This window comes from Lysobacter sp. Root916 (genome assembly GCF_001429785.1).
Classification (GTDB): domain Bacteria; phylum Pseudomonadota; class Gammaproteobacteria; order Xanthomonadales; family Xanthomonadaceae; genus Lysobacter.
This window is the reverse complement of the sequence record NZ_LMJF01000001.1, coordinates 18829-39099: the sequence shown is the minus strand read 5'-3', so window position 1 is coordinate 39099 and position 20271 is coordinate 18829. Positions and strand designations below refer to the sequence as shown.

Annotated in this window: 15 protein-coding genes; 7 read left to right on the top strand and 8 right to left on the bottom strand. The window is 68.6% G+C overall.

What is annotated here, in order from left to right; translation table 11 throughout:
- Nucleotides 1-3: 3 nt before the first annotated feature.
- The 3 genes from prpB to prpE all read right to left on the bottom strand — a co-directional run bounded on the left by prpB (nucleotide 4) and on the right by prpE (nucleotide 4116).
- Entirely contained in the window at nucleotides 4-885 is an 882-nt protein-coding gene (gene prpB / locus ASE35_RS00230) for a methylisocitrate lyase (protein WP_056172401.1), read from the bottom strand.
- A 131-nt stretch (nucleotides 886-1016) separates the two neighbouring features.
- Nucleotides 1017-2135, bottom strand: a complete 1119-nt coding sequence (locus tag ASE35_RS00225) for a suppressor of fused domain protein (protein ID WP_235569971.1) — start codon at nucleotides 2133-2135, stop codon at nucleotides 1017-1019.
- Between the two features lie 91 nt (nucleotides 2136-2226).
- Nucleotides 2227-4116 (bottom strand): propionate--CoA ligase, encoded by a 1890-nt coding sequence (prpE, locus tag ASE35_RS00220; RefSeq protein WP_057159997.1) that lies wholly within the window; start codon nucleotides 4114-4116, stop codon nucleotides 2227-2229.
- A 348-nt stretch (nucleotides 4117-4464) separates the two neighbouring features.
- On the opposite strand from prpE, the gene ASE35_RS00215 reads away from it, so the two are divergent.
- The 4 genes from ASE35_RS00215 (at nucleotide 4465) to ASE35_RS00200 (ending at nucleotide 11169) form a co-directional block, all read left to right on the top strand.
- Nucleotides 4465-5793, top strand: a complete 1329-nt coding sequence (locus ASE35_RS00215) for an MFS transporter (protein WP_057162619.1) — start codon at nucleotides 4465-4467, stop codon at nucleotides 5791-5793.
- A 27-nt stretch (nucleotides 5794-5820) separates the two neighbouring features.
- Complete coding sequence (locus ASE35_RS00210; RefSeq protein ID WP_056172390.1) at nucleotides 5821-7152, top strand: dicarboxylate/amino acid:cation symporter; 1332 nt, start codon at nucleotides 5821-5823, stop codon at nucleotides 7150-7152.
- 126 nt (nucleotides 7153-7278) lie between these two features.
- The gene (locus ASE35_RS00205) at nucleotides 7279-8469 is read left to right on the top strand and encodes a porin (protein WP_057162618.1); all 1191 of its coding nucleotides are present in this window, start codon (nucleotides 7279-7281) and stop codon (nucleotides 8467-8469) included.
- Nucleotides 8470-8601: 132 nt separating this feature from the next.
- Complete coding sequence (locus ASE35_RS00200) at nucleotides 8602-11169, top strand: hybrid sensor histidine kinase/response regulator (RefSeq protein WP_082611155.1); 2568 nt, start codon at nucleotides 8602-8604, stop codon at nucleotides 11167-11169.
- Between the two features lie 345 nt (nucleotides 11170-11514).
- Here ASE35_RS00200 and ASE35_RS00195 read toward each other — a convergent pair whose 3' ends face one another.
- The 5 genes from ASE35_RS00195 to ASE35_RS00175 all read right to left on the bottom strand — a co-directional run bounded on the left by ASE35_RS00195 (nucleotide 11515) and on the right by ASE35_RS00175 (nucleotide 15895).
- The gene (locus ASE35_RS00195; RefSeq protein WP_056172382.1) at nucleotides 11515-12180 is read right to left on the bottom strand and encodes a response regulator transcription factor; all 666 of its coding nucleotides are present in this window, start codon (nucleotides 12178-12180) and stop codon (nucleotides 11515-11517) included.
- A 133-nt stretch (nucleotides 12181-12313) separates the two neighbouring features.
- On the bottom strand, nucleotides 12314-13300 hold the full coding sequence (locus tag ASE35_RS00190) for a malate dehydrogenase (protein ID WP_056172379.1): 987 nt from the start codon (nucleotides 13298-13300) through the stop codon (nucleotides 12314-12316).
- Between the two features lie 44 nt (nucleotides 13301-13344).
- Entirely contained in the window at nucleotides 13345-13734 is a 390-nt protein-coding gene (locus ASE35_RS00185) for a glutaredoxin domain-containing protein (protein ID WP_056172376.1), read from the bottom strand.
- 45 nt (nucleotides 13735-13779) lie between these two features.
- On the bottom strand, nucleotides 13780-14985 hold the full coding sequence (locus tag ASE35_RS00180) for an aminotransferase class I/II-fold pyridoxal phosphate-dependent enzyme (protein WP_056172373.1): 1206 nt from the start codon (nucleotides 14983-14985) through the stop codon (nucleotides 13780-13782).
- Between the two features lie 415 nt (nucleotides 14986-15400).
- Complete coding sequence (locus ASE35_RS00175; RefSeq protein WP_056172370.1) at nucleotides 15401-15895, bottom strand: peptidylprolyl isomerase; 495 nt, start codon at nucleotides 15893-15895, stop codon at nucleotides 15401-15403.
- Nucleotides 15896-16083: 188 nt separating this feature from the next.
- Between ASE35_RS00175 and typA the strand changes: the two genes are divergently transcribed.
- From typA to ASE35_RS00160, 3 genes are all read left to right on the top strand, one after another.
- A complete protein-coding gene (typA, locus tag ASE35_RS00170; protein ID WP_056172367.1) occupies nucleotides 16084-17913 on the top strand; it encodes a translational GTPase TypA in 1830 nt (609 codons plus the stop codon).
- A gap of 34 nt (nucleotides 17914-17947) precedes the next feature.
- On the top strand, nucleotides 17948-18418 hold the full coding sequence (locus tag ASE35_RS00165; RefSeq protein ID WP_056172365.1) for a DUF2127 domain-containing protein: 471 nt from the start codon (nucleotides 17948-17950) through the stop codon (nucleotides 18416-18418).
- A gap of 66 nt (nucleotides 18419-18484) precedes the next feature.
- Nucleotides 18485-20149 (top strand): amidase, encoded by a 1665-nt coding sequence (locus tag ASE35_RS00160; RefSeq protein ID WP_082611043.1) that lies wholly within the window; start codon nucleotides 18485-18487, stop codon nucleotides 20147-20149.
- Nucleotides 20150-20271: the final 122 nt, after the last annotated feature.

The window sequence follows — 20271 nt, the reverse complement described above, 5'->3', positions numbered from 1 at the left end:
TTGTTATTTGTCTTGCGCGAAGAGCTGGTCGAGCTTGTCTTCGTAAGCGTGATAGTTGAGGAAGTCGTACAGCTGCGCGCGCGTCTGCAGGGTGTCGACGATGTTCTTCTGCGTGCCTTCGCGGCGCACGGTCTCGTAGAAATGCAGCGCGGCCTTGTTCATGGCGCGATAGGCGCCGCAGCAGTACAGGGCGATATCGACGCCGGCGTCGCGCAGCTCGTCGGTGGTGAAGAACGGGGTGGAGCCGAATTCGGTCAGGTTGGCCAGGATCGGCACCTTCACCGCGGCCTTGAAGCGGCGGTAGTCCTCGAGCGTGTTCATGGCCTCGGGGAAGATCATGTCGGCGCCGGCCTCGACGTAGGCCACCGCGCGCTCGATCGCCGAGTCGATGCCCTCGACCGCGGCCGCGTCGGTACGCGCCATGATCACGAACTGCTCGTCGGTGCGCGCGTCGACCGCGGACTTCACCCGGTCGACCATTTCCTGCTTGCTCACCACTTCCTTGCCCGGACGGTGGCCGCAGCGCTTCTGGCCGACCTGGTCTTCCATGTGCACGGCGGCGACGCCGACGTTGATGAAGGAACGGATGGTGCGGCCGATGTTGAAGGCGCCGCCCCAGCCGGTGTCGATGTCGACCAGCAGCGGCAGGCCAGTGGCGTCGACGATGCGGCGCGCGTCGGTGAGCACGTCTTCCATGGTGCTGATGCCCAGATCGGGCACGCCCAGCGAATTGGCGGCGACGCCGCCGCCGGACAGGTACAGCGCCTTGTAACCGGTGCGCTTGGCCATCAGGCCGGCATAGGCGGTGATCGCGCCCATCACCTGCAAGGGCGATTCGGCGGCTAGAGCGGCGCGGAACTGCGCGCCGGCGGAAGGATGGCTCATGCTGGCTCCGTTGTGATCGGCCCCGGGACTCAGGGGCGATCCGGCCATTTTACCCCAGCCGTCCGAGCCGGCCGGCACCCTCCGCCCCGGCCGACCACGCCGAGTCCGGCCGTTACGGCCACGCCAGGCGTTCAGCCTATGGTCTGGACCACCCGGCCGTCGGCGTCCTTGATCTGGGTCTTGCGCACCAGGAAGGACAGCAGGTCGAAACTGCGCAGGGGGTACTGGCCCTCGCGCGCCTGCAGGTTCGCGACCAGCTCGCGCAGGGTGTCGGCGGTCAGGCTCAGGCGCAGGTCCGCCCCGTCGGCCGTGGCGGCGTTGCGCCGGGCTTGCTCGAACTCGATCCGGCACTCCGCGCCGATCAGCGCGAACGGCTTGGCGAACGGCAGCCGCAGCGGCAGCAGCGCCAGCAACTCGCCGACCTGGCGCGCGCCCAGCACCACCGTGGTCAGCGGCTTGCGCCAGCGCCGCGCCTGTTGCTGCCAGGACAGGCCGTCGACGAACACGAAGCCGGTATCGGAACCCTCGCTGGCGGTGCCGGCGGCGATCTCGGCGGCGATCTCCGATTCCTGCATCAGCGAGTCGCGCTCCAGATCGGTGATCCACAGCGGCATGTGCGGCTCGAACGCCTGCAGCACCTTGCGCGTCGACCAGCGCTTGAGCGCGAGTTCCTCCTCATTGGTCAGACCGACCACCTGCAGGAACTCGAGCTTTCCGTGCGGGCTGTCGATCTCGCCCAGCTCGGGATCGCGCACGAACGCCACCGAGCGGATGCGGGTATCGCTGTCCGCCGCGATCGGTCCATTGGCGTTGAGGTAGTGGCCGTCGGCGAAGGCGTTGCCGCTGCCGACGACGTAGCGCGCGAGGTTCTGCAGGAAGTTCAGCGCCCACACCGGGGGCTCGCTCGCATCGCTGTCGTCGCGCAGGCGGAAGGTCAGCTCGAAGCCCCAACCGCTGCGCTCGGGATCCTCGGATTCCTTGGCGTACAACTCGGACAGGCCGTAGCTGACGAAGTGCCAGTGCGGCACCGGCTGCTCGCGCTTGTAGGCGCTGATGCCGTCCAGCGGATCCGGGCCGCCCAGCGCGTGTTTGATCAAGGTGCCGTAGTGGCGCGGTTCCTGCTCGCCGTACAACGGCGCCAGCGCGCGATCGATCGCGTCCCAGCCGGCCTGGTCCGGGTTGCGATCGTCGTTACCGCCCTCGTCGTGTTCCATCGTGTCGGCCGCGTTCGGTGGCAGTGAAGGGCTCATGGTAGCGGAGCGCGCAGCAAGGCGGCGTCAAACGCGGGGCGCGGCGGATGCGATCGGCCCGTTTTACCCAAACGCGATGCCGCGGTGCGCCTCAAGCGTCCTCGCCGCGTGCCAATGCGCGTTGTACCTCGTCCAGCGCTGCCGGATCGTCCAGGGTCGACAGATCGCCAGGGTCGCGGCTTTCCGCCAAGGCCTGGATCGAACGCCGCAGCAGCTTGCCCGAACGCGTCTTGGGCAGGGCCGCGACCACGTACACCCGCGCCGGCCGCGCCACCGCACCGAGTTGATCGACCACGCACTGGCGCATGCCGGCCGCGGCGCGCGCGGGGTCCTGATCGCCGGCCTGCTTGAGGGTGGCGAACACCACCGGCACCTGGCCCTTGAGCTCGTCGTGCACGCCGACCACCGCCGCCTCGGCCACGGCCGGATGCGAGGCCACGGACTCCTCGATCTCGCGCGTGCCCAGGCGGTGCCCGGCGACGTTGATCACGTCGTCGGTGCGACCGAGGATGAAGGTGTAGCCGTCGTCGTCTCGGATCGCCCAATCCAGCGAGCTGTACAGCAGCTCCTTGAAATGGCCGAAGTAGCTGGACAGGAAGCGCGCGTCGTCGTTCCAGACCGTGCTCATGCAGCCCGGCGGCAGCGGCGGCACGATCACCAGCACGCCCTTCTCGTTGGCGCCGACATCGCGGCCCGTGGCCTCGTCGATCACGCGCAGGCGGTAGCCCGGCGTGGGCAGGCCGGGCGAGCCGAACTTGATCGGCCGCATGTCCAGGCCCGGCATCAGCGCCAGCACCGGCCAGCCGGTCTCGGTCTGCCAGTAGTTGTCGATGATGGGCTTGCCGATGCCGTCGGTGATCCAGTGCGCGGTCGGCTCGTCCAGCGGCTCGCCGGCCAGGAACAGCCAGTGCAGGCGCGACAGGTCGTGCGCCTTCAACCAGGCCGCATCCTGCTTCTTGAGCACGCGGATGCCGGTCGGCGAGGAGAACATGGTGCGCACGCCGTACTGCTCGCAGATGCGCCACCAGATGCCGGGGTCGGGGTGGGTAGGCAGGCCCTCGTACAGCACCGAGGTCGCGCCCGCGATCAGCGGCCCGTAGACGTTGTAGGAATGCCCCACCGCCCAGCCTACGTCCGAGGTCGAAAACATGACCTGGCCGGCGCGCACGTCGTAGATCGACCACATCGACAGGGCCAGCGCGACCGCATAGCCGCCGACGTCGCGCTGCACGCCCTTGGGCTTGCCGGTGGTGCCGGAGGTGTAGAGCAGGTAGCTGGGTTCGTTGGATTCCAGCCATTCCACAGCGACGGTCGCGTCGGCGTGGCGCGCGCGCAGCTCGGCGTAGTCGAGGTCGCGTCCGGCGATCAGCCGCAGCGCGGGATCCAGCCCGCGATTCACCACCAGCACCCGCGGCGGCGGCGAGGCGGCTTCGGCGCAGGCGGCATCGACCAGCGGCTTGTAGGGGATCACCTTGCCGCCGCGCATGCCGGCGTCGGCGCAGATCAACAGCTTGGGCGTGGCGTCGTCGATGCGCAGGGCCAGGTTGTGCGCGGCGAAGCCGCCGAACACCACCGAGTGCACCGCGCCGATGCGCGCGCAGGCCAGCATCGCGAACACCGCCTCGGCCATGTTCGGCATGTAGATCACCACCCGGTCGCCGCGGACCACGTCCAGGGACTTCAGCACCGCGGCGAAGGCGTTGACCTCGCGGTGCAGCTCGCGATAGCTGAGCTCGCGGGTCTGCCCGGTTTCGCTGGAAATCGCGACCAGCGCCAGCTGATCGCCGCGGGCCTCCAGGTGCCGGTCGAGCGCGTTGTAGCAAAGATTGGTTTCGCCGCCGACGAACCAGCGCCGGAACGGCGGCCGGTCGTAGTCGAGGATGCGTTCGGGCGGCTTGTGCCAATGGATCGCGCGCGCCTGTTCGGCCCAGAAGGCCTCGGGCTGCTCGATCGAACGACGGTAGAACTCCTCGTAGCTCATGCGGCGCCTCTACGGTCCGGATCTCACGGCAGGCTAGACCAGGGCGTGCAAGGGCGCGTTACGACCTTGGTCTAGGCGCCGGCCCGCCCGTAGGGTGCGGTGACAATCGAACCGTCGCGGGGGCTCGGAATGGCGCGATGGTGCGGTTCGCGTTCGCTCACCGCGCCCTACGGCCATCGGGGGCGGTTGGGCTAGGCGCTCCGGGGTCACACACGCCAGCCCCGCGCCCCCTAAGCCTTTCCGGCTAGCCTTAAGGTGCTATTGGCCGCCCGCGCGCCCGCGTCCACCATCGTCCCCGGCGTCGCGATGGGTCCGTCCGTCCCGCCGCCGTAACCGCAGGAGCCGTCCTTGAGCGCCAACAGCCCCGCCTCCGCCCTCCCCCAGGCCGCGCCCATCGGCGCCGGGCAGCGTTTGAAGTCGATCTTCAGCGGTTCGATCGGCAACTTGGTCGAGTACTACGACTGGTACGTCTACACCGCCTTCTCGTTGTATTTCGCCAAGACCTTCTTCCCAGCGGGCGACAGTTTGTCGCAGGCCCTGAATACCGCGGCGATCTTCGCGGTGGGCTTCCTGATGCGGCCGCTGGGCGGCTGGGTGTTCGGCCGCTACGCCGACCGCCACGGTCGTAAGGCGGCGCTGATGCTGTCGGTGCTGCTGATGTGCGGCGGCTCGCTGATCATCACCTTCACCCCGGGCTACGAGACCATCGGCGTGCTCGCGCCGATCCTGCTGGTGTTCGCTCGCCTGCTGCAGGGCCTGAGCGTGGGTGGCGAGTACGGCAGCTCGGCGACCTACCTGAGCGAGATGGCCACGCGCGAGAACCGCGGCTTCTGGTCCAGTTTTCTGTACGTGACCCTGATCATGGGCCAGCTGCTAGCCCTGCTGGTGCTGATCGTGCTGCAGCAGTTCGTGCTCGACGAGGCCCAGCTCAAGGCTTGGGGCTGGCGCATCCCGTTCGCGATCGGCGCGCTGGCCGCGATCATCGCGCTGTACCTGCGCCGCAACATGATGGAGACCGAGTCCTTCACCAAGCTGCAGAACAACGAGGCCGCCAAGCCGCGCGAAGGCTCGCTGCGCACCCTGATGCGCCACCCGCGCGCGGTGCTGACCGTGATCGGCCTGACCATGGGCGGCACGCTGGCGTTCTACACCTACACCAACTACATGCTGAAGTACCTCACCCTCAGCGCCGGCTTCGACAAGGAGACCGCGTCGCTGATCAACGCCGGCAGCCTGTTCGTCTACATGCTGATGCAGCCGCTGGTGGGCGCGCTCTCGGACCGGATCGGCCGGCGCCCGCTGCTGATCGCGTTCGGCGTGCTGGGCACGGTATTGACGGTGCCGGTGATGCATCTGATTCAGGATGCGCAGACGCCGATGGAGGCGTTCTGGCTGATCATGATCCTGCTCAGCGCGGTCAGCGGCTACACCGCGATCAACGCGGTGGTGAAGGCCGAGCTGTTCCCGGTGGAGATCCGCGCGCTCGGCGTGGGCCTGCCCTACGCGCTCACCGTGGCCCTGTTCGGCGGCACCGCCGAACCGATCGCGATCAAGTTCAAGCAACTGGGCATGGAAAGCGGCTTCTTCTGGTACGTCAGCGCCTGCATCTTCTGCTCGCTGCTGGTCTACGCGCTGATGCCCGACACCCGCAAGACCTCGCACATCGACCGCGACTGAACCCCCTCACGCCTCGGAACTGACCCCATGAAATCTCCCGGCTCGCGTTTCTATCTCTGGGTGCTCGGCGCGATCGTGCTGGGCGGCGCCGTCGGCCACTTTTTCCCGGATTTCGGCGTCAAGCTCAAGCCGCTTGGCGATGGTTTCATCGGCCTGATCAAGATGCTGATCGCGCCGATCATCTTCCTGACCGTGGTGCTGGGCATCGCCGGCGTGGCCGACGTCAAGAAGGTGGGGCGCGTCGGCGCGAAGGCGATTTTGTATTTCGAGGTCGTATCGACCTTCGCCCTGGTGATCGGCCTGGTCGTGGTCAATACGCTCAAGCCCGGCGCCGGTTTCAACGTCAACGTCGCCGACCTCGATCCCAAGAAGGTCGCCGAGGCGATCGGCTACGCGCATAAGGCCGAGGAGCAAAGCACGGTCGATTTCCTGCTCCACATCATCCCCAAGACCTTCACCGACGCCTTCACCGGCGAAGGCAGTCTGTTGCAGGTGCTGCTGCTGGCGGTGCTGTTCGGCTTCGCCCTGCTGCACATGGGCAAGGCCGGCGAGAAGGTCATGGACCTGTTCGAGACGCTGTCGAAGGCCTTCTTCGGCATCATGAGCATGATCATGAAGCTGGCCCCGATCGGTGCCGGCGCGGCGATGGCCTTCACCATCGGCAAGTTCGGCATCGAATCGCTGGGCCCGCTGCTCAAGCTGATGGGCAGCTTCTATCTGACCTGCGCGCTGTTCGTGCTGGTCGTACTGGGCCTGATCGCGCGTCTCACCGGCTTCAGCATCCTGCGCTTCATCCGCTACATCCGCGACGAACTGCTGCTGGTGCTGGGCACCTCATCCTCGGAGTCGGCGCTGGTGCCGCTGATGCGCAAGCTCGAACGCCTGGGCTGCTCCAAGCCGGTGGTCGGGCTGGTCGTGCCCAGCGGTTATTCCTTCAATCTCGACGGCACCAACATCTACCTGACCATGGCCGCGATCTTCGTCGCCCAGGCGCTCAACGTCGAGCTCACCCTGACCCAGGAACTGACCCTGCTGGCGGTGGCGATGCTGACCTCCAAGGGTGCCTCGGGCGTGACTGGCGCCGGCTTCATCACCCTGGCCGCGACCCTGACCGTGGTGCCGTCGGTGCCGGTGGCCGGGCTGGCGCTGATCCTGGGCATCGACCGCTTCATGAGCGAAGCGCGCGCCCTGACCAACATCATCGGCAACGGCGTGGCCACCATCGTGGTCGCGCGCTGGGAGAACGAGCTCGACCGCGACCGCCTGCAGCACGAACTGCTCAATCCGCCCAGCGTCGCCGATCTCGACGCCGAGCTGGCACTGGAACGCGCGCCGCGCGTGTCCGAAACCAGCGGCTGATGCGTACCCGCTGACCCCCTGCGCGCGGGTACCCCCGCGCGCGCTCCGTCCCCACCCGCAAGCTCCGGGCGCCCCCACGCCCGTCGGCGGCGCGCGCCTGCGCGTCGCGTACCGGAGAGACCGACCATGCCCCCCCTGCCCCGTCGCGCCTGTCTGTTCGCCTTCGCCCTGTCCGCCGCCACCGCCGCCCACGCCGGCGACGACTGGCCAACCAAGTTCGCCCTCGCCGACGGCACCGAGATTTCCGGCACCCTCAACTACGCCTGGGACCTCGACGATTTCTCCAGCGACGACGGCTACGGCACCGCCGCGACCACGCTGGAGGACGCGCACACCAACCGGCGCAAGGAGTTCGGCATCGTGGTCAAGAAGAAGGACGTGTACGACTTCACCGCGGTCATGGATTTCCAGTCCAAGCTCTGGCTGGACGTGGCCCTGCGAGTGGAAACGCGCGCCCTGTTCGATCGCGACTACGGCAAGATCCGCATCGGCTACTTCAAGACCCCGGTCAGCATGGAAAGCACCGCCGCCTCGCGCGCGGGCAGCATGCTGGAAGCCTCGGCGGCCTCGCAGGCGATCTACGAAGGCCGCCGCACCGGCGTGGAATGGTCCCTGGACCGCGCGCGCTACGGTCTCAGCGCGGCGTACTTCTTCGGCACCGACCTGCAAGGCGACAACCCCGGCACCACCGCCGCGGCGCGCGCGATCTGGACGCCGGTCAAGGACAAGGACCAGGTGATCCATCTGGCGCTGTCGGGCTCGGTCGAGAACCCGCACGGCTACCGCGACGGTCGCGGCACGTGGTTCGGCCCGTCGGCGCGTTTCCGCGCGCGGCCCGAGGCCGGCCTGACCGCGGTGCGTCTGGTCGACAGCGGCAGCCTGCGCGAGGTCGACCGCATCGTGCGCAACGGCTTCGAGGCCTTGTGGATCGAGGGCCCGCTGTCGGTGCAGGCCGAGGTCCTGCGCGCCACCGCGCAACGCGAGAACGGCCTGGAGGATTACACCGCGAATGGCTATTACGTCACCGGCAGCTGGGTGCTCACCGGCGAGACCCGGCCTTATGCGGCCGGCAACGTCGGCAACGTCAAACCCGCGCACGCTTACGGCGCGGTCGAGGCGCTGCTGCGCTACGGCGAACTCGACCTCGACCATGCCGGCATCGCCGGCGGTCATCAGCGCAATCTCACCTTGGGCCTGAACTGGTATCTCAGCACGCATTTCAAGTTCCAGGCCAACTACGTGCGCGTGGCCGCCGAGCGCGGCGCGCTGGCGGCGGACCCACGCGTGCTGGAACTGCGCGCGCAGGTCAATTTCTAGGCGCCAGGCCTGGGCGCGCCGCGCGCAGAGCCGCTAGTCTTGGCCTAGGCCCGCCACCCACCGACCCCGACCGTGATCCCGCGTCGCCGCCAGTTGCACACCGTGCTGTGGATCGCCCTGATCCTGGCCGGCATGCTGCTGTCGATGCTGATCGCCGGGCGCATCGCCTATGCGCGGGCGCTGCAGGCCCAGGCCAGCGAAGCGCGCGCCGTGCTGGTGCCGCGCGCGCAGGCGCTGGAACAGCACATCGATCGCTATCGCATCATGCCGGCGGTGCTGTCGCTGGATCCGCAGCTCAAAGCGACCCTGCTGGACCCGCAGGACCAGGTCCAGCGCCAGCGCGCCAACGAACGCTTGGTCCAGCTCAACTTCGCCAATCGCACCAGCACCCTGACCCTGATCGACCGCAACGGCATCGGCATCGCTGCCAGCAATTGGACCCTGCCCAGCAGCAACGTCGGTCACTCCTACGCGTTCCGCCCCTACTTCCAGCAGGCGATGGCGCGCGGCAGCGGCGAGTTCTACGCGATCGGCGTGACCACCCAGCGCCCGGGCCATTTCATCGCGCGCGCGGTGCGCGATCCGCAGGGCCGCGCGATCGGCGCGGTGGCGGTGAAGGTGGTGCTGGACGACATCCAGTCCGACTGGAGCGAGCGCGGCGATCTGATACTGCTCAGCGACGCCAACGGCATCGTGTTCCTGACCGGCCGCCCGGAGTGGCGCTACCGCATGCTCGCGCCGCTGCAGCCAGCGCAGCGCGCGCAGTTGCAACGCACCCAGCAGTACCGCGGCCAATCGCTGCGACCGGTCTCGATCGCGCAGCAGCGCACGCTGGACGTCGACGCGCGCGTGGTGCGCGTGCGCGAGTTCGGCGGCCGTCGCGATCTGGTCTGGCAATCGCTGCGCCTGGCGCGCGAAGGCTGGACCCTGCACCTGCTGCGCGACACCGGCCCCAGCGTGCGCGCGGCCTGGGTCGCGCGCGCGATGGCCGCCGGCGCCTGGCTGCTGTTGGTGTCGCTGGCGCTGCTGCTGTGGCAGCGCCACCGCATCGCGCGCCTGCGCCTGCGCAGCCGCCAGGAACTGGAGCAGATGGTCGAGCAGCACGCGCAGGCGCTGCGCACCGCCCAGGACGGCGTGGTCCAGGCCGCGCACCGCGCCAGCACCGGCGAAGGCCAGAGCCTGGAGCACTTGCCGCAGGGCGTGAGCGTGGTCGACGCGCAGCTGCGCTTGGTGGCCTGGAACCAGCGCTACGCCGAACTGTTCCGCTACCCGCCGGAGCTGCTCCAGGTCGGGCGCCCGATCGAGGACCTGATCCGTTACAACGCGCGCCGCGGCCTGCTCGGCGACGATCCGGAAGAGGCGATCAAGCGCCGCCTCGACCACCTGCAACGCGCCCAGCCTTATCTGCACGAACGCGAGCGCGGCGACGGCACCGTGATCGAGATCCGCGGCAATCCCATGCCCGACGGCGGCTTCGTCACCAGCTATGCCGACATCACCGCCTACAAGCAGGCCGCGCGCGACCTACGCACCCTCGCCGACAGCCTGGAGCGGCGCATCGAGGAACGCACCGGCGACCTGCGCGAGGCCAAGGGCGAGGCCGAGCGCGCCAACCGTTCCAAGACCCGCTTCGTCGCCGCCGCCGTGCACGACCTGCTGCAGCCCTTGAACGCAGCGCGCATGTACTTGTCCTCGCTGCGCCGGCGCGTCGACGGCGAAGGCGTGGAACTGGTCGAGCACATCGACGCCGCGCTGTCGGCGCAGGACGACATCCTGGCCAGCCTGCTGGATATCGCGCGCCTGGAGTCGGGCGCGCTGCAGGTACGCCGCGGCGCGTTCCCGCTGGCGCGCTTGTTCGCGGCCATCGAGGGGCCGTTCCGGATCCTGGCGCAGGCGCGCGGGCTGCGCCTGCACGTGATCGCCAGCCGCGCCGTCGTCGACAGCGATGAAGCCTTGCTGCGCCGGATCGTGCAGAACTTCGTGTCCAACGCGCTGCAGTTCACCCCACGCGGCGGCCGCGTCGTGCTCGGCGCGCGCCGCACCGCCGGCGGCGTGCGGGTGGAGGTCTGGGACAGCGGCACCGGCATCCCCGAGCACAAGCTCGAGGCCATCTTCGAGGAGTTCCAGCGCCTGGACAGCGGCATCGACGCGCCCGCGCGCGGCGCCGGCCTGGGCCTGGCGATCGTGCGCCGGATCGCGCTGCTGCTCGAGCATCCGGTGCGGGTGCGCTCCTGGCCAGGGCGCGGCAGCGTGTTCTCGGTGGAGCTGCCGTACGGCGACGGCGCCGCGTTGATCGCCGCGAAAATCGATGCGACGTCCACGGACGAGGCGCCCCTCAGCGGGCGCCGGGTCTGGGTGATCGACGACGATGCGGCCTCGCGCGACGCCGCCACCCGCCTGCTCGCCGACTGGGGCTGCGCGACCACGGCGGCCGGCTCGGCCGCCGATGCGGAGATGCAGGCGCGGATATCGCCGATGCCGGACCTGCTGCTGCTCGACTATCGCCTGGGCGAAGACACCGGCTTGGCCCTGGCGCCGCGCCTGCAGCGCGCCTGGCAGGGCCTGCCGCCGGTGATCCTGATGTCGGCCGACATCGACGCATCGTTGCGCCAGCGCGCGGAGGAACTGGGCTGGAGCTTCCTGCCCAAGCCGCTGCGGCCGGCGGCCTTGCGCGCGCTGATGATGCGCGCGTTGGGGTGAGGGAAGAGCAAGAGCAAATCCCCCTCAGTCCCCCTTTTTCAAAGGGGGAAGACCAGCGGCCTGCGTCGCTGGGTGCAGAACCGCCCCTTTGCTGGAGGGGGAAGACCAGCGGCCTTCGTCGCTGGGTGTAGAACCTCCCCCTTTGCTGAAGGAGGAAACCAGCGGCCTTCGCCGCCGCGTGTCGGACCTCCCCCTTTGCTGAAGGGGAAGACCAGCGGCCTTCGCCGCCGCGTGTCGGACCTCCCCCTTTGCTGAAGGGGAAGACCAGCGGCCTGCGTCGCCGCGTGTCGGACCTCCCCCTTTGAAAAAGGGGGACTGAGGGGGATTTGCTTCTAGACGTTCCGATCAGCCGCCAGCATCGTCCTCACCCGCGCCTTCACCGTCCAGCGCCAGCGCCTTCACCAGCACCGCCGCCTGCGTGCGCGAGTGGCAGCCGAGTTTGCGCAGCACGGCGGTGACGTGGATCTTGACCGTGTTCTCGGCCAGCGACAGTTCGTGCGCGATCTGCTTGTTGAGCAGACCGTCGGCCATGCGCATCAGCACGCGCAACTGCTGCGGCGTGAGCTGGGCCAGGCGCTGCGCGAGTTGCGCGTCGGCCTCGTTGCGTTCGGCCTGCTGCGGCGGAAACCACAGGCCACCGGCGAGCACCGCGGTCACCGCCTCGCCCAAGGCCTCGGCCGGCGCCGACTTGGGCACGAAACCGGCGGCGCCGAACTGTTGGGCGCGCCGGATCGTGCGCGGATGGTCGTCGGAGGAGACGATCAACACCGGCAGCTCGGGCCGCTCGCCGCGCAGGTAGACCAGCGAGGAGAAGCCCATCGCGCCGGGCATGGTCAGGTCCAGCATCGCCAGGTCGTAGGGCGTGCCGTCGGCGACCGCGGTTTCCAGGGCGCTGCGGCTGGCGACTTCGCTGATTCGCGCGCCGGGCGCGATCTCGACCAAGGCATGCCGCAGCGCCGCCCGGAACATCGGGTGGTCGTCGGCGATCAGCAGGTACGGGCCCTGATCCATCGTGGCGTGGTTCGGCGCGCCGGCGCGGCGCAGACCGATCCTACACGGCGTGCGCGCGGACGGACTTTGCGCCGCACAAAAAAACAGGGCGGCCGAAGCCGCCCCGTTCGTTTCGCAGTGATGACGCGGCGGATCAGCCCAGCAGGTGGGCGACGCCTGCGCGCTCTTCCTCGAGCTCGGCCAGGGTCTTGTCCATCGCGGCGCGGCTGAAGGCGTCGACTTCCAGGCCCTCGACGCGGGTGTACTCGCCGTTGGCGGTGATCACCGGCACGCCGTACATCACCGTCTCCGGGATGCCGTAGCTGCCGTCCGAGGGCACGCCCATGGTGACCCACTTGCCGTTGCTGCCCAGCACCCAGTCGCGGATGTGGTCGATGGCGGCGTTGGCGGCCGAGGCGGCCGAGGACAGACCGCGCGCCTCGATGATCGCGGCGCCGCGCTTGCCGACCTGCGGGATGAAGGTGTTGGCGTTCCAGTCGGCGTCGTTGATCTTGTCCTTCAGCGACTGGCCGTTGACGGTGGCGAAGCGGTAGTCCGGGTACATGGTCGGGCTGTGGTTGCCCCACACGATCAGGTTCTCGATGTCGCCCACGGCGACGCCGGCCTTGGCGGCGAGCTGGCTCAGCGCGCGGTTGTGGTCCAGGCGCAGCATGGCGGTGAAGTTCTTGGCCGGCAGATCCGGCGCCGACTTCATGGCGATGTAGGCGTTGGTGTTGGCCGGATTGCCGACCACCAGCACCTTGACGTTGCGCGAAGCGACCTTGTTCAGCGCGGCGCCCTGGGCGGTGAAGATCTTGGCGTTCTCCAGCAGCAGGTCCTTGCGCTCCATGCCCGGGCCGCGCGGACGCGCGCCGACCAGCAGGGCGATGTCGGCGTCCTTGAACGCGACCTCGGCGTCGTCGGTGCCGACCATGCCGGCCAGCAGCGGGAACGCGCAGTCCTCCAGCTCCATCATCACGCCCTTGAGCGCGGCCTGGGCCTTGTCCAGCGGCAGCTCCAGCAACTGCAGGATCACGGGCTGGTCCTTGCCCAGCATTTCGCCGGAGGCGATGCGGAACAGCAGCGAGTAGCCGATCTGGCCGGCAGCACCGGTGACGGCAACGCGGACGGGATTCTTCATGGGGGTGGTTCCTTACGCTGGAGTGAGGTGCGGGCGGGCCCGCTTCAGTAGATGGAGTAACCCAGAGGGGTCAGTTTTTCCTTGAGCGCGTCGGTCTGGTAACCGTGGATCACGTTCTGCCCGATCACGGTCACCGGCACGCCGCGCGAGCCGAGCGCGCGCGCCGCGCGCTCGCCTTCCGGTGTGTCGACGTCGAGCACGCGATACCGCACGTTCGCCTGCTCGAAATCTTGTTGCTGCTTGCGGCAGTAGCCGCACCATTCCGCCGCCAGCATCACGATCTTGGTGTCGCCGGTGAGCTGGCGCGGGTCGTCCGGGTGCAGTTGTTCCGGCCCCATGCCGAGCATCGCGCCGACGTCGCCGCCGAGCGCCTTGTAACCGACCACGCCGAGCGCGAGCGCGCCGGCGATCCACAGGACGGTGACCACGCGCATGTCGAGATTCCTTCTCCGATCGCCGCTGACGGTTCCGCGCCGGACTCAGACGAGTTCGGCGAAGAACTCCTGGAAGCGCTGCAGACCCGGCGCCAGCTGCGGCGTCGGACAGGTGTAGCTGATGCGCAACGCGCGCGGTTCGCCGAAGGCCGAGCCCGGCACGCAGGCCACGCCCTTGGTTTCCAGCAGCACGTTGCAAAAGTCCATGTCGTTGCCGATCTTCTGGCCGCTAGGCGCATGGGTTTTGCCGTAGGCGACGCTGATGTCCGGGAACACGTAGAACGCACCCTGCGGACGCGGGCAGATCACGCCCGGAATCGCATCCATCACCGCCATGACCTGATCGCGCTTGGCCTGGAACTCGGCGCACTTCTGGGTCGGGATGTCCTGCGGACCGTTCAGCGCGGCGACCGCGGCCGCGGTGACCATCTCCGGGATGTTGGTGATGTGGTTGGAGTTCATCGTGGCCAGGGCCTGCGCCACCGACTCCGGACCGGCCATGAAGCCCACGCGCCAACCCGGCATGCCGTAGGTCTTGGACAGCGAGTCCAGGAAGATCACCCGGTCGCGCAGCTCGGGGCGCGCGTGCACGAAGTTGTGATAGCCCAGGCCGTCGAACACCATGCGGTTGTAGATGTCGTCGGTGATGATCCAGGTGTCCGGATACTTCACCAGCACATCGGCCAGCGCATCGATCTCGTCCTTGCCGTAGACCATGCCGGTCGGGTTGGACGGATTGTTGAACAGGAACACCTTGGGCTTGCGCGCCAGCGCGGCGTCGAGCTGCGCGGGCGTGAGCTTGTAGTCCTGCTCGGCCGGGCACGGCAGCAGGTCGATCTTGGCGTTGACGATCTCGGCGATGTCGAGATAGCTGGTCCAGTACGGGGTCGGGAAGACGATGGTGTCGCCTTCGTCCAACAGCGCCTCGGCGATGTTGTAGATCACGTGCTTGGCGCCGATGCCGGTGGCCACGTTGACGCGGCCGTAGCCGGTCAGACCGATCTTGCCGATGTGTTCGAGGAAGGCATCGAGCAGCACGTCGGCGCCGCGGTTGCTGCCGTACTGGCCGCTGTCCTTGCTCAGCGCCTCGCGCACCGCGGCGTAGACGTGCTCGCCGGGCAGGAAGTTGGGGACGCCGATGGAGAAGCTGATGATGTCGCGGCCTTCGGACTTGAGCCGCTTGGCCTTTTCGGCAACTTGCATGATCGCGCTGGGCTTGGCGCGACCGATGCGCCGGGCAAGCTGGGGCATCGTGAAACCTCGTGGGGTGGTGTACGACGGATGCGGGGAGGTGTGCGAGCGAACGCGCTGCGTACGGTGTCCGAATGCGTCCGGAACCACCGGAATCGAGCCGCAAAATGGTAGCACAGCGGCATCCCGGCGCCGGCCGGCGCGAACCGCGAAACCCGCGTCCGCGGCGTCGGCGCGGGTACGGGCCGGATCCGCACGCGCACCGCGTGGGCTCGGCAAACAGGCCCCGTCGGGACCGCACGGGACCGCCTCCCGCCGCAAATGCTGTGGGAGCGGCGTAAGCCGCGATTCGCAGCCACGGGGCCGGTCGAATCGCGGCTTACGCCGCTCCCACAGGAGGCCGGCGCGCCGCAGGGGCGGCCGGCGCGGCCGCCGCGGTCGCTCGGACCGCGGGGCCGGTTAGCTCAGGATCCGCTCAGGGCGACAGGATCTTGTTCCACTCGGCGACGCGGTCGGCCTTGGCCGCCAGCGCGCCAGCGGCGTCGCCGTCGATCTTCACCGACTTGATCTTGTCGCCCTGCTTGATCGCGTCGACCACGTCCAGGCCTTCGACGACCTTGCCGAACACGGTGTGCTTGCCGTCCAGCCAGGCGCAGGGGATGTGGGTGATGAAGAACTGGCTGCCGTTGGTGCCCGGGCCGGCGTTGGCCATGGACAGCACGCCGCGCTCGTGAGGCAGGCCGTTGCGGGTCTCGTCCTCGAAGCGGTAGCCGGGGCCGCCGGTGCCGGTGCCCAGCGGGCAGCCGCCCTGGACCATGAAGTCGGCGATCACGCGGTGGAAGTTCAGGCCGTCGTAGAAGCCGCGCTGGGCCAGGTTGACGAAGTTGGCGACGGTGAGCGGGGCCTTGTCGGCGGCGAGCTCGATGCGGATCGGGCCGCGGTCGGTGTCGAAAGTGGCGGTCAGGCTCATAGCCGTCTCCTGGGAGTGGATGGAGGGGGTGTTCGGGTCCGGAAACCTGCCGCCGACATGGCGACGGCCGGGCCAATCCACAAGGATACCCCACCCCGTTCAGCTGAACGGGCAGCCGTCGCATTTGACAGGTATAATGATCGGCTTCTCTCCAGGCCTCCACGCTCTACACCCAGGGCGCTCTCCGCATGTCCATCCAAAACCTCCGCAATATCGCCATCGTCGCCCACGTCGACCATGGCAAGACCACCCTCGTCGACTGCCTGTTGAAGCAATCGGGCACCCTGTCGGAACGTACGGTGCTGGCCGAACGCGCGATGGACAGCAACGACCAGGAAAAGGAACGTGGCATCACGATCCTGGCCAAGAACACCGCCATCACCTGGCAGGGCAACCGCATCAACATCGTCGACACCCCGGGACACGCCGACTTCGGCGGCGAGGTCGAGCGCGTGCTGTCGATGGTGGACTCGGTGCTGATCCTGGTCGACGCGATGGACGGCCCGATGCCGCAGACCCGCTTCGTGACCCAGAAGGCCTTCGCGATGGGCTTCAAGCCGATCGTGGTGGTCAACAAGATCGACCGCCCCGGCGCGCGTCCGGACTGGGTGATCGACCAGGTGTTCGACCTGTTCGACAAGCTCGGCGCCACCAACGAGCAGCTCGATTTCCCGATCGTGTACGCCTCGGCGCTGCACGGCTACGCCAGCCTGGACGACTCCGCGCGCGACGGCGACATGACCCCGCTGTACGAAGCGATCATGAAGCACGTGGCGCCGCCGCAGGTCGACCTGGACGGCCCGTTCCAGATGCGCATCAGCCAGCTGGACTACAGCAACTTCGTCGGCCTGATCGGCATCGGCCGCATCCAGCGCGGCAAGGTCCGCCGCAACATGCCGGTCAGCGTGGTCGACCGCGAAGGCAAGAAGCGTCAGGGCAAGGTCCTGCAGGTGCTGGGCTTCATGGGCCTGGAGCGCATCGAGGCCGAGGAAGCCGAGGCCGGCGACATCGTCGCCATCTCCGGCGTCGCCGACCTGTCGATCTCCGACACCGTCTGCGCCCTGGATACCCCGGAAGCCCTGCCCGCCCTGACCGTCGACGAACCGACGATCAGCATGACCTTCCAGGTCAACAATTCGCCGTTCGCCGGTCACAAGGAACTCAGCGGCGGCAAGTTCCTGACCAGCCGCCAGCTGCGCGAGCGCCTCGAGCGCGAGACCCTGCATAACGTCGCGCTGAAGGTCGAGGAAGGTTCCGACCCCGACAAGTTCCTGGTCTCCGGCCGCGGCGAGCTGCACCTGTCGGTGCTGATCGAGAACATGCGCCGCGAAGGCTTCGAGCTGGCGGTGTCGCGCCCGGAAGTGATCATCAAGGAAATCGACGGCCAGCTGATGGAGCCGGTCGAGCAGCTCGTGGTCGACATCGAAGAGCAGCACCAGGGCGGCGTGATGGAGAAGTTGGGCACCCGCAAGGCCCAGCTCAAGAATATGGAATCCGACGGCAAGGGCCGCGTGCGTCTGGACTACATGATCCCGGCGCGTGGCCTGATCGGTTTCCAGAACGAGTTCCGCACCCTCACCCAAGGCTCGGGCCTGCTGTTCCACGTGTTCGACCATTACGGTCCGAAGGAAACCGGCGCGATCGCCAAGCGCATCAACGGCGTGATGATCGCCAATGCCGCCGGCACCACCCCGGCCTACTCGCTGGGCCCGCTGGAAGAGCGCGGCCGCCTGTTCGCCGCCGAAGGCGATCAGGTGTACGAAGGCCAGCTGGTCGGTATCCACTCCAAGGACAACGACCTGACCGTCAACGCGATCAAGCCCAAGCCGCTGACCAACATGCGCGCTTCGGGCAAGGACGACGCGATCAAGCTGACCCCGGCGATCAAGTACACGCTGGAGCAGGCGCTGGACTTCATCGAGGACGACGAGCTGGTCGAAGTCACCCCGAAGGAAATCCGCCTGCGCAAGAAGTTCCTCAGCGAAAGCGATCGCAAGCGCGCCTCGCGCGCGGCCTGATCGCGATCCAAGCCGGCGCACGCAAGCGCATCGCGTGAGCGACGAGGCTCACTACGATCCACGACCGCAGGCCCACCCGGGCCTGCATGTGATCGCGCTGGTCGAAGCGGCCAAGGGCCTGCTGGGCCTGCTCGCCGCGAGCGGGCTGGAACTGCTGGGTCCGGCGCCGCTGCAGCGCTGGATCCACGAACTGATCACGCGCTTCCACCTCAATCCCGAGCACGGCGGACTGGCCAAGTTCGCCGACGCGATCAGCCCGCACTCGGTGCACCTGGCCGCGCTCGCGGTGCTGGCCTACGGCGTGCTGCACGTGATCGAAGCCTGGGGCCTGTGGCGCGCCAAGGCCTGGGCCTCGTGGCTGGGCTGCATCGGCGCCGCCGCCTATCTGCCCTTCGATCTCTACGCCTTGTTCAAGCACCCGGGCTGGGTCGCGGTCGCGGTGCTGGTGATCAATCTGATCGTGGTCTGGGTGCTGGGCCGCGACCTGTTCAAACGCCGCCACTGAGGCGGCTGCGTAGCGCCGCAGAGGCGCTCGTGCATACTCGTAGCCGTCCGAAAGGGGGCTAGCCCGATGCACTCCACGCCGTTTGTGCCGCGACTGTCCGCGCTCGCACTCGCATTGACCCTGGCCGCCTGCGCGAGCGCCCCTCGCGGCAGCGACGACGCCGCGCCCAAGCGCGAACCCTCGGCGGCCACGTCGCGGGTCGACGCGCTGTCCGACCCGCACCGCGTCGTCGAAGCCACGCTCGACGATCTCGCCGCCCGCCTGCGCGACGGCCGCCTTAGCAGCGTCCAGCTGACCCAGGCCTACCTCGACCGCATCGCCGCGCTCGACGACGACGGCCCGCTGCTCAATGCGGTGATCGAACTCAATCCCGATGCCTTGCTCGAAGCCGATCGCCTCGACGCCGAGCGCAAGGCCGGCACACTCCGCGGCCCGCTGCACGGGATTCCGGTGCTGTTGAAGGACAACATCGATGCCACGCCGATGGCCAACTCGGCCGGATCGCTGGCGCTGGCCGCGCACAAGCCCAAGACCGACGCGCCGCTGGTCGCCGCGTTGCGCGCCGCCGGCGCGGTGATCCTGGGCAAGACCAACCTCAGCGAATGGGCCAACTTCCGTTCCAGCCGTTCGAGCTCGGGTTGGAGCGGGCGCGGCCTGCTCACCCGCAATCCCTATGCATTGGATCGCACGGCTTGCGGCTCCAGCAGCGGCAGCGGCGTGGCGATCGCGTCCAGCCTGGCCGCGGTCGGCGTGGGCACCGAAACCGACGGCAGCATCCTGTGCCCCTCGGCCATGAACGGCCTGGTCGGCCTGAAGCCGACCGTGGGCCTGATCAGCCGCAGCGGCATCATCCCGATCTCGGCCAGCCAGGACACCGCCGGCCCGATGGCGCGCAGCGTCGCCGATGCGGCGCGTCTGCTGAGCGCGCTGGCCGCGGCCGACGCCGGCGGCGACGAAGCCGCGCGCCGCGCCGACGGGCACCGCCTCGCCGACTACGGCGCCGCACTCGATCCGGGCGCCTTGCAAGGCGCGCGCATCGGTTTCCTGCACAACTCCGGCGTACGCTATCAACCCGAGCTCAACGCCGCGCTGGAGCGCGCGATCGCAAGCCTGCGCAAGGCCGGCGCCACCGTGATCGAAGTCGAGATCCCCACCGCCGGGCAGTGGGACGAGGCCGAGTACCAGGTGCTGCTGTACGAGTTCAAGGACGGCCTGGAGCGCTATCTGCGCGACAGCCAGGCGCCGGTGCGCACGCTGGACGAGCTGATCGCCTATAACCGCGCGCACGCCGAGCAGGAGATGCCGTTGTTCGGCCAGGAACTGTTCGAAAGCGCCGCCAAGATGGGCCCGCTCAGCGATGCGGCTTATCGCCAGGCCGCGGCGAAAGCGCGACGGCTGGCCGGCCCTCAAGGCATCGACGCCACGCTAAAACGCCACCAGTTCGACGCCCTGGTCGCGCCGACGACCGGCCCGGCGTTCCTGGTCGATCCGATCAACGGCGACCATTTCGGCGGCGCCGGTTACGGCGCGGCCGCGGTCGCGGGCTACCCCAGCCTGACCGTTCCGATGGGCGACGTCCGCGGCCTGCCGGTGGGCCTGGCCTTTCTGGGACCGAAATGGAGCGAGGCCAAGCTGCTCGGCTACGGTTACGCCTTCGAGCAGCTCACGCGCGCGCGCATAGCGCCGCGTTATCTGCCCAGCGTATCGATGGAATCGGTGCGGGCGCCGTAGGGCGCGGCGACAATCGCAGCGGCGTTGGCTGCGGCGATGTAACCGCGCCACCGCCGTCTCGTCCAATGCGCGTGGCTACGCGACGATGCGGTTCGCTGCGCTCACCACATCCTACGGCCGGC

What these genes read in the sequence shown, in the direction of transcription:
- ASE35_RS00190 (WP_056172379.1), bottom strand. Translation starts at nt 13,300, where the DNA reads ATGAAGAATCCCGTCCGCGTTGCCGTCACCGGTGCTGCCGGCCAGATC.
- typA (WP_056172367.1), top strand. Translation starts at nt 16,084, where the DNA reads ATGTCCATCCAAAACCTCCGCAATATCGCCATCGTCGCCCACGTCGAC.
- ASE35_RS00185 (WP_056172376.1), bottom strand. Translation starts at nt 13,734, where the DNA reads ATGCGCGTGGTCACCGTCCTGTGGATCGCCGGCGCGCTCGCGCTCGGC.
- ASE35_RS00200 (WP_082611155.1), top strand. Translation starts at nt 8,602, where the DNA reads ATGCTGCTGTCGATGCTGATCGCCGGGCGCATCGCCTATGCGCGGGCG.
- ASE35_RS00205 (WP_057162618.1), top strand. Translation starts at nt 7,279, where the DNA reads ATGCCCCCCCTGCCCCGTCGCGCCTGTCTGTTCGCCTTCGCCCTGTCC.
- ASE35_RS00210 (WP_056172390.1), top strand. Translation starts at nt 5,821, where the DNA reads ATGAAATCTCCCGGCTCGCGTTTCTATCTCTGGGTGCTCGGCGCGATC.
- ASE35_RS00175 (WP_056172370.1), bottom strand. Translation starts at nt 15,895, where the DNA reads ATGAGCCTGACCGCCACTTTCGACACCGACCGCGGCCCGATCCGCATC.
- prpE (WP_057159997.1), bottom strand. Translation starts at nt 4,116, where the DNA reads ATGAGCTACGAGGAGTTCTACCGTCGTTCGATCGAGCAGCCCGAGGCC.
- ASE35_RS00160 (WP_082611043.1), top strand. Translation starts at nt 18,485, where the DNA reads ATGCACTCCACGCCGTTTGTGCCGCGACTGTCCGCGCTCGCACTCGCA.
- ASE35_RS00195 (WP_056172382.1), bottom strand. Translation starts at nt 12,180, where the DNA reads ATGGATCAGGGCCCGTACCTGCTGATCGCCGACGACCACCCGATGTTC.
- ASE35_RS00225 (WP_235569971.1), bottom strand. Translation starts at nt 2,135, where the DNA reads ATGAGCCCTTCACTGCCACCGAACGCGGCCGACACGATGGAACACGAC.
- ASE35_RS00180 (WP_056172373.1), bottom strand. Translation starts at nt 14,985, where the DNA reads ATGCCCCAGCTTGCCCGGCGCATCGGTCGCGCCAAGCCCAGCGCGATC.
- prpB (WP_056172401.1), bottom strand. Translation starts at nt 885, where the DNA reads ATGAGCCATCCTTCCGCCGGCGCGCAGTTCCGCGCCGCTCTAGCCGCC.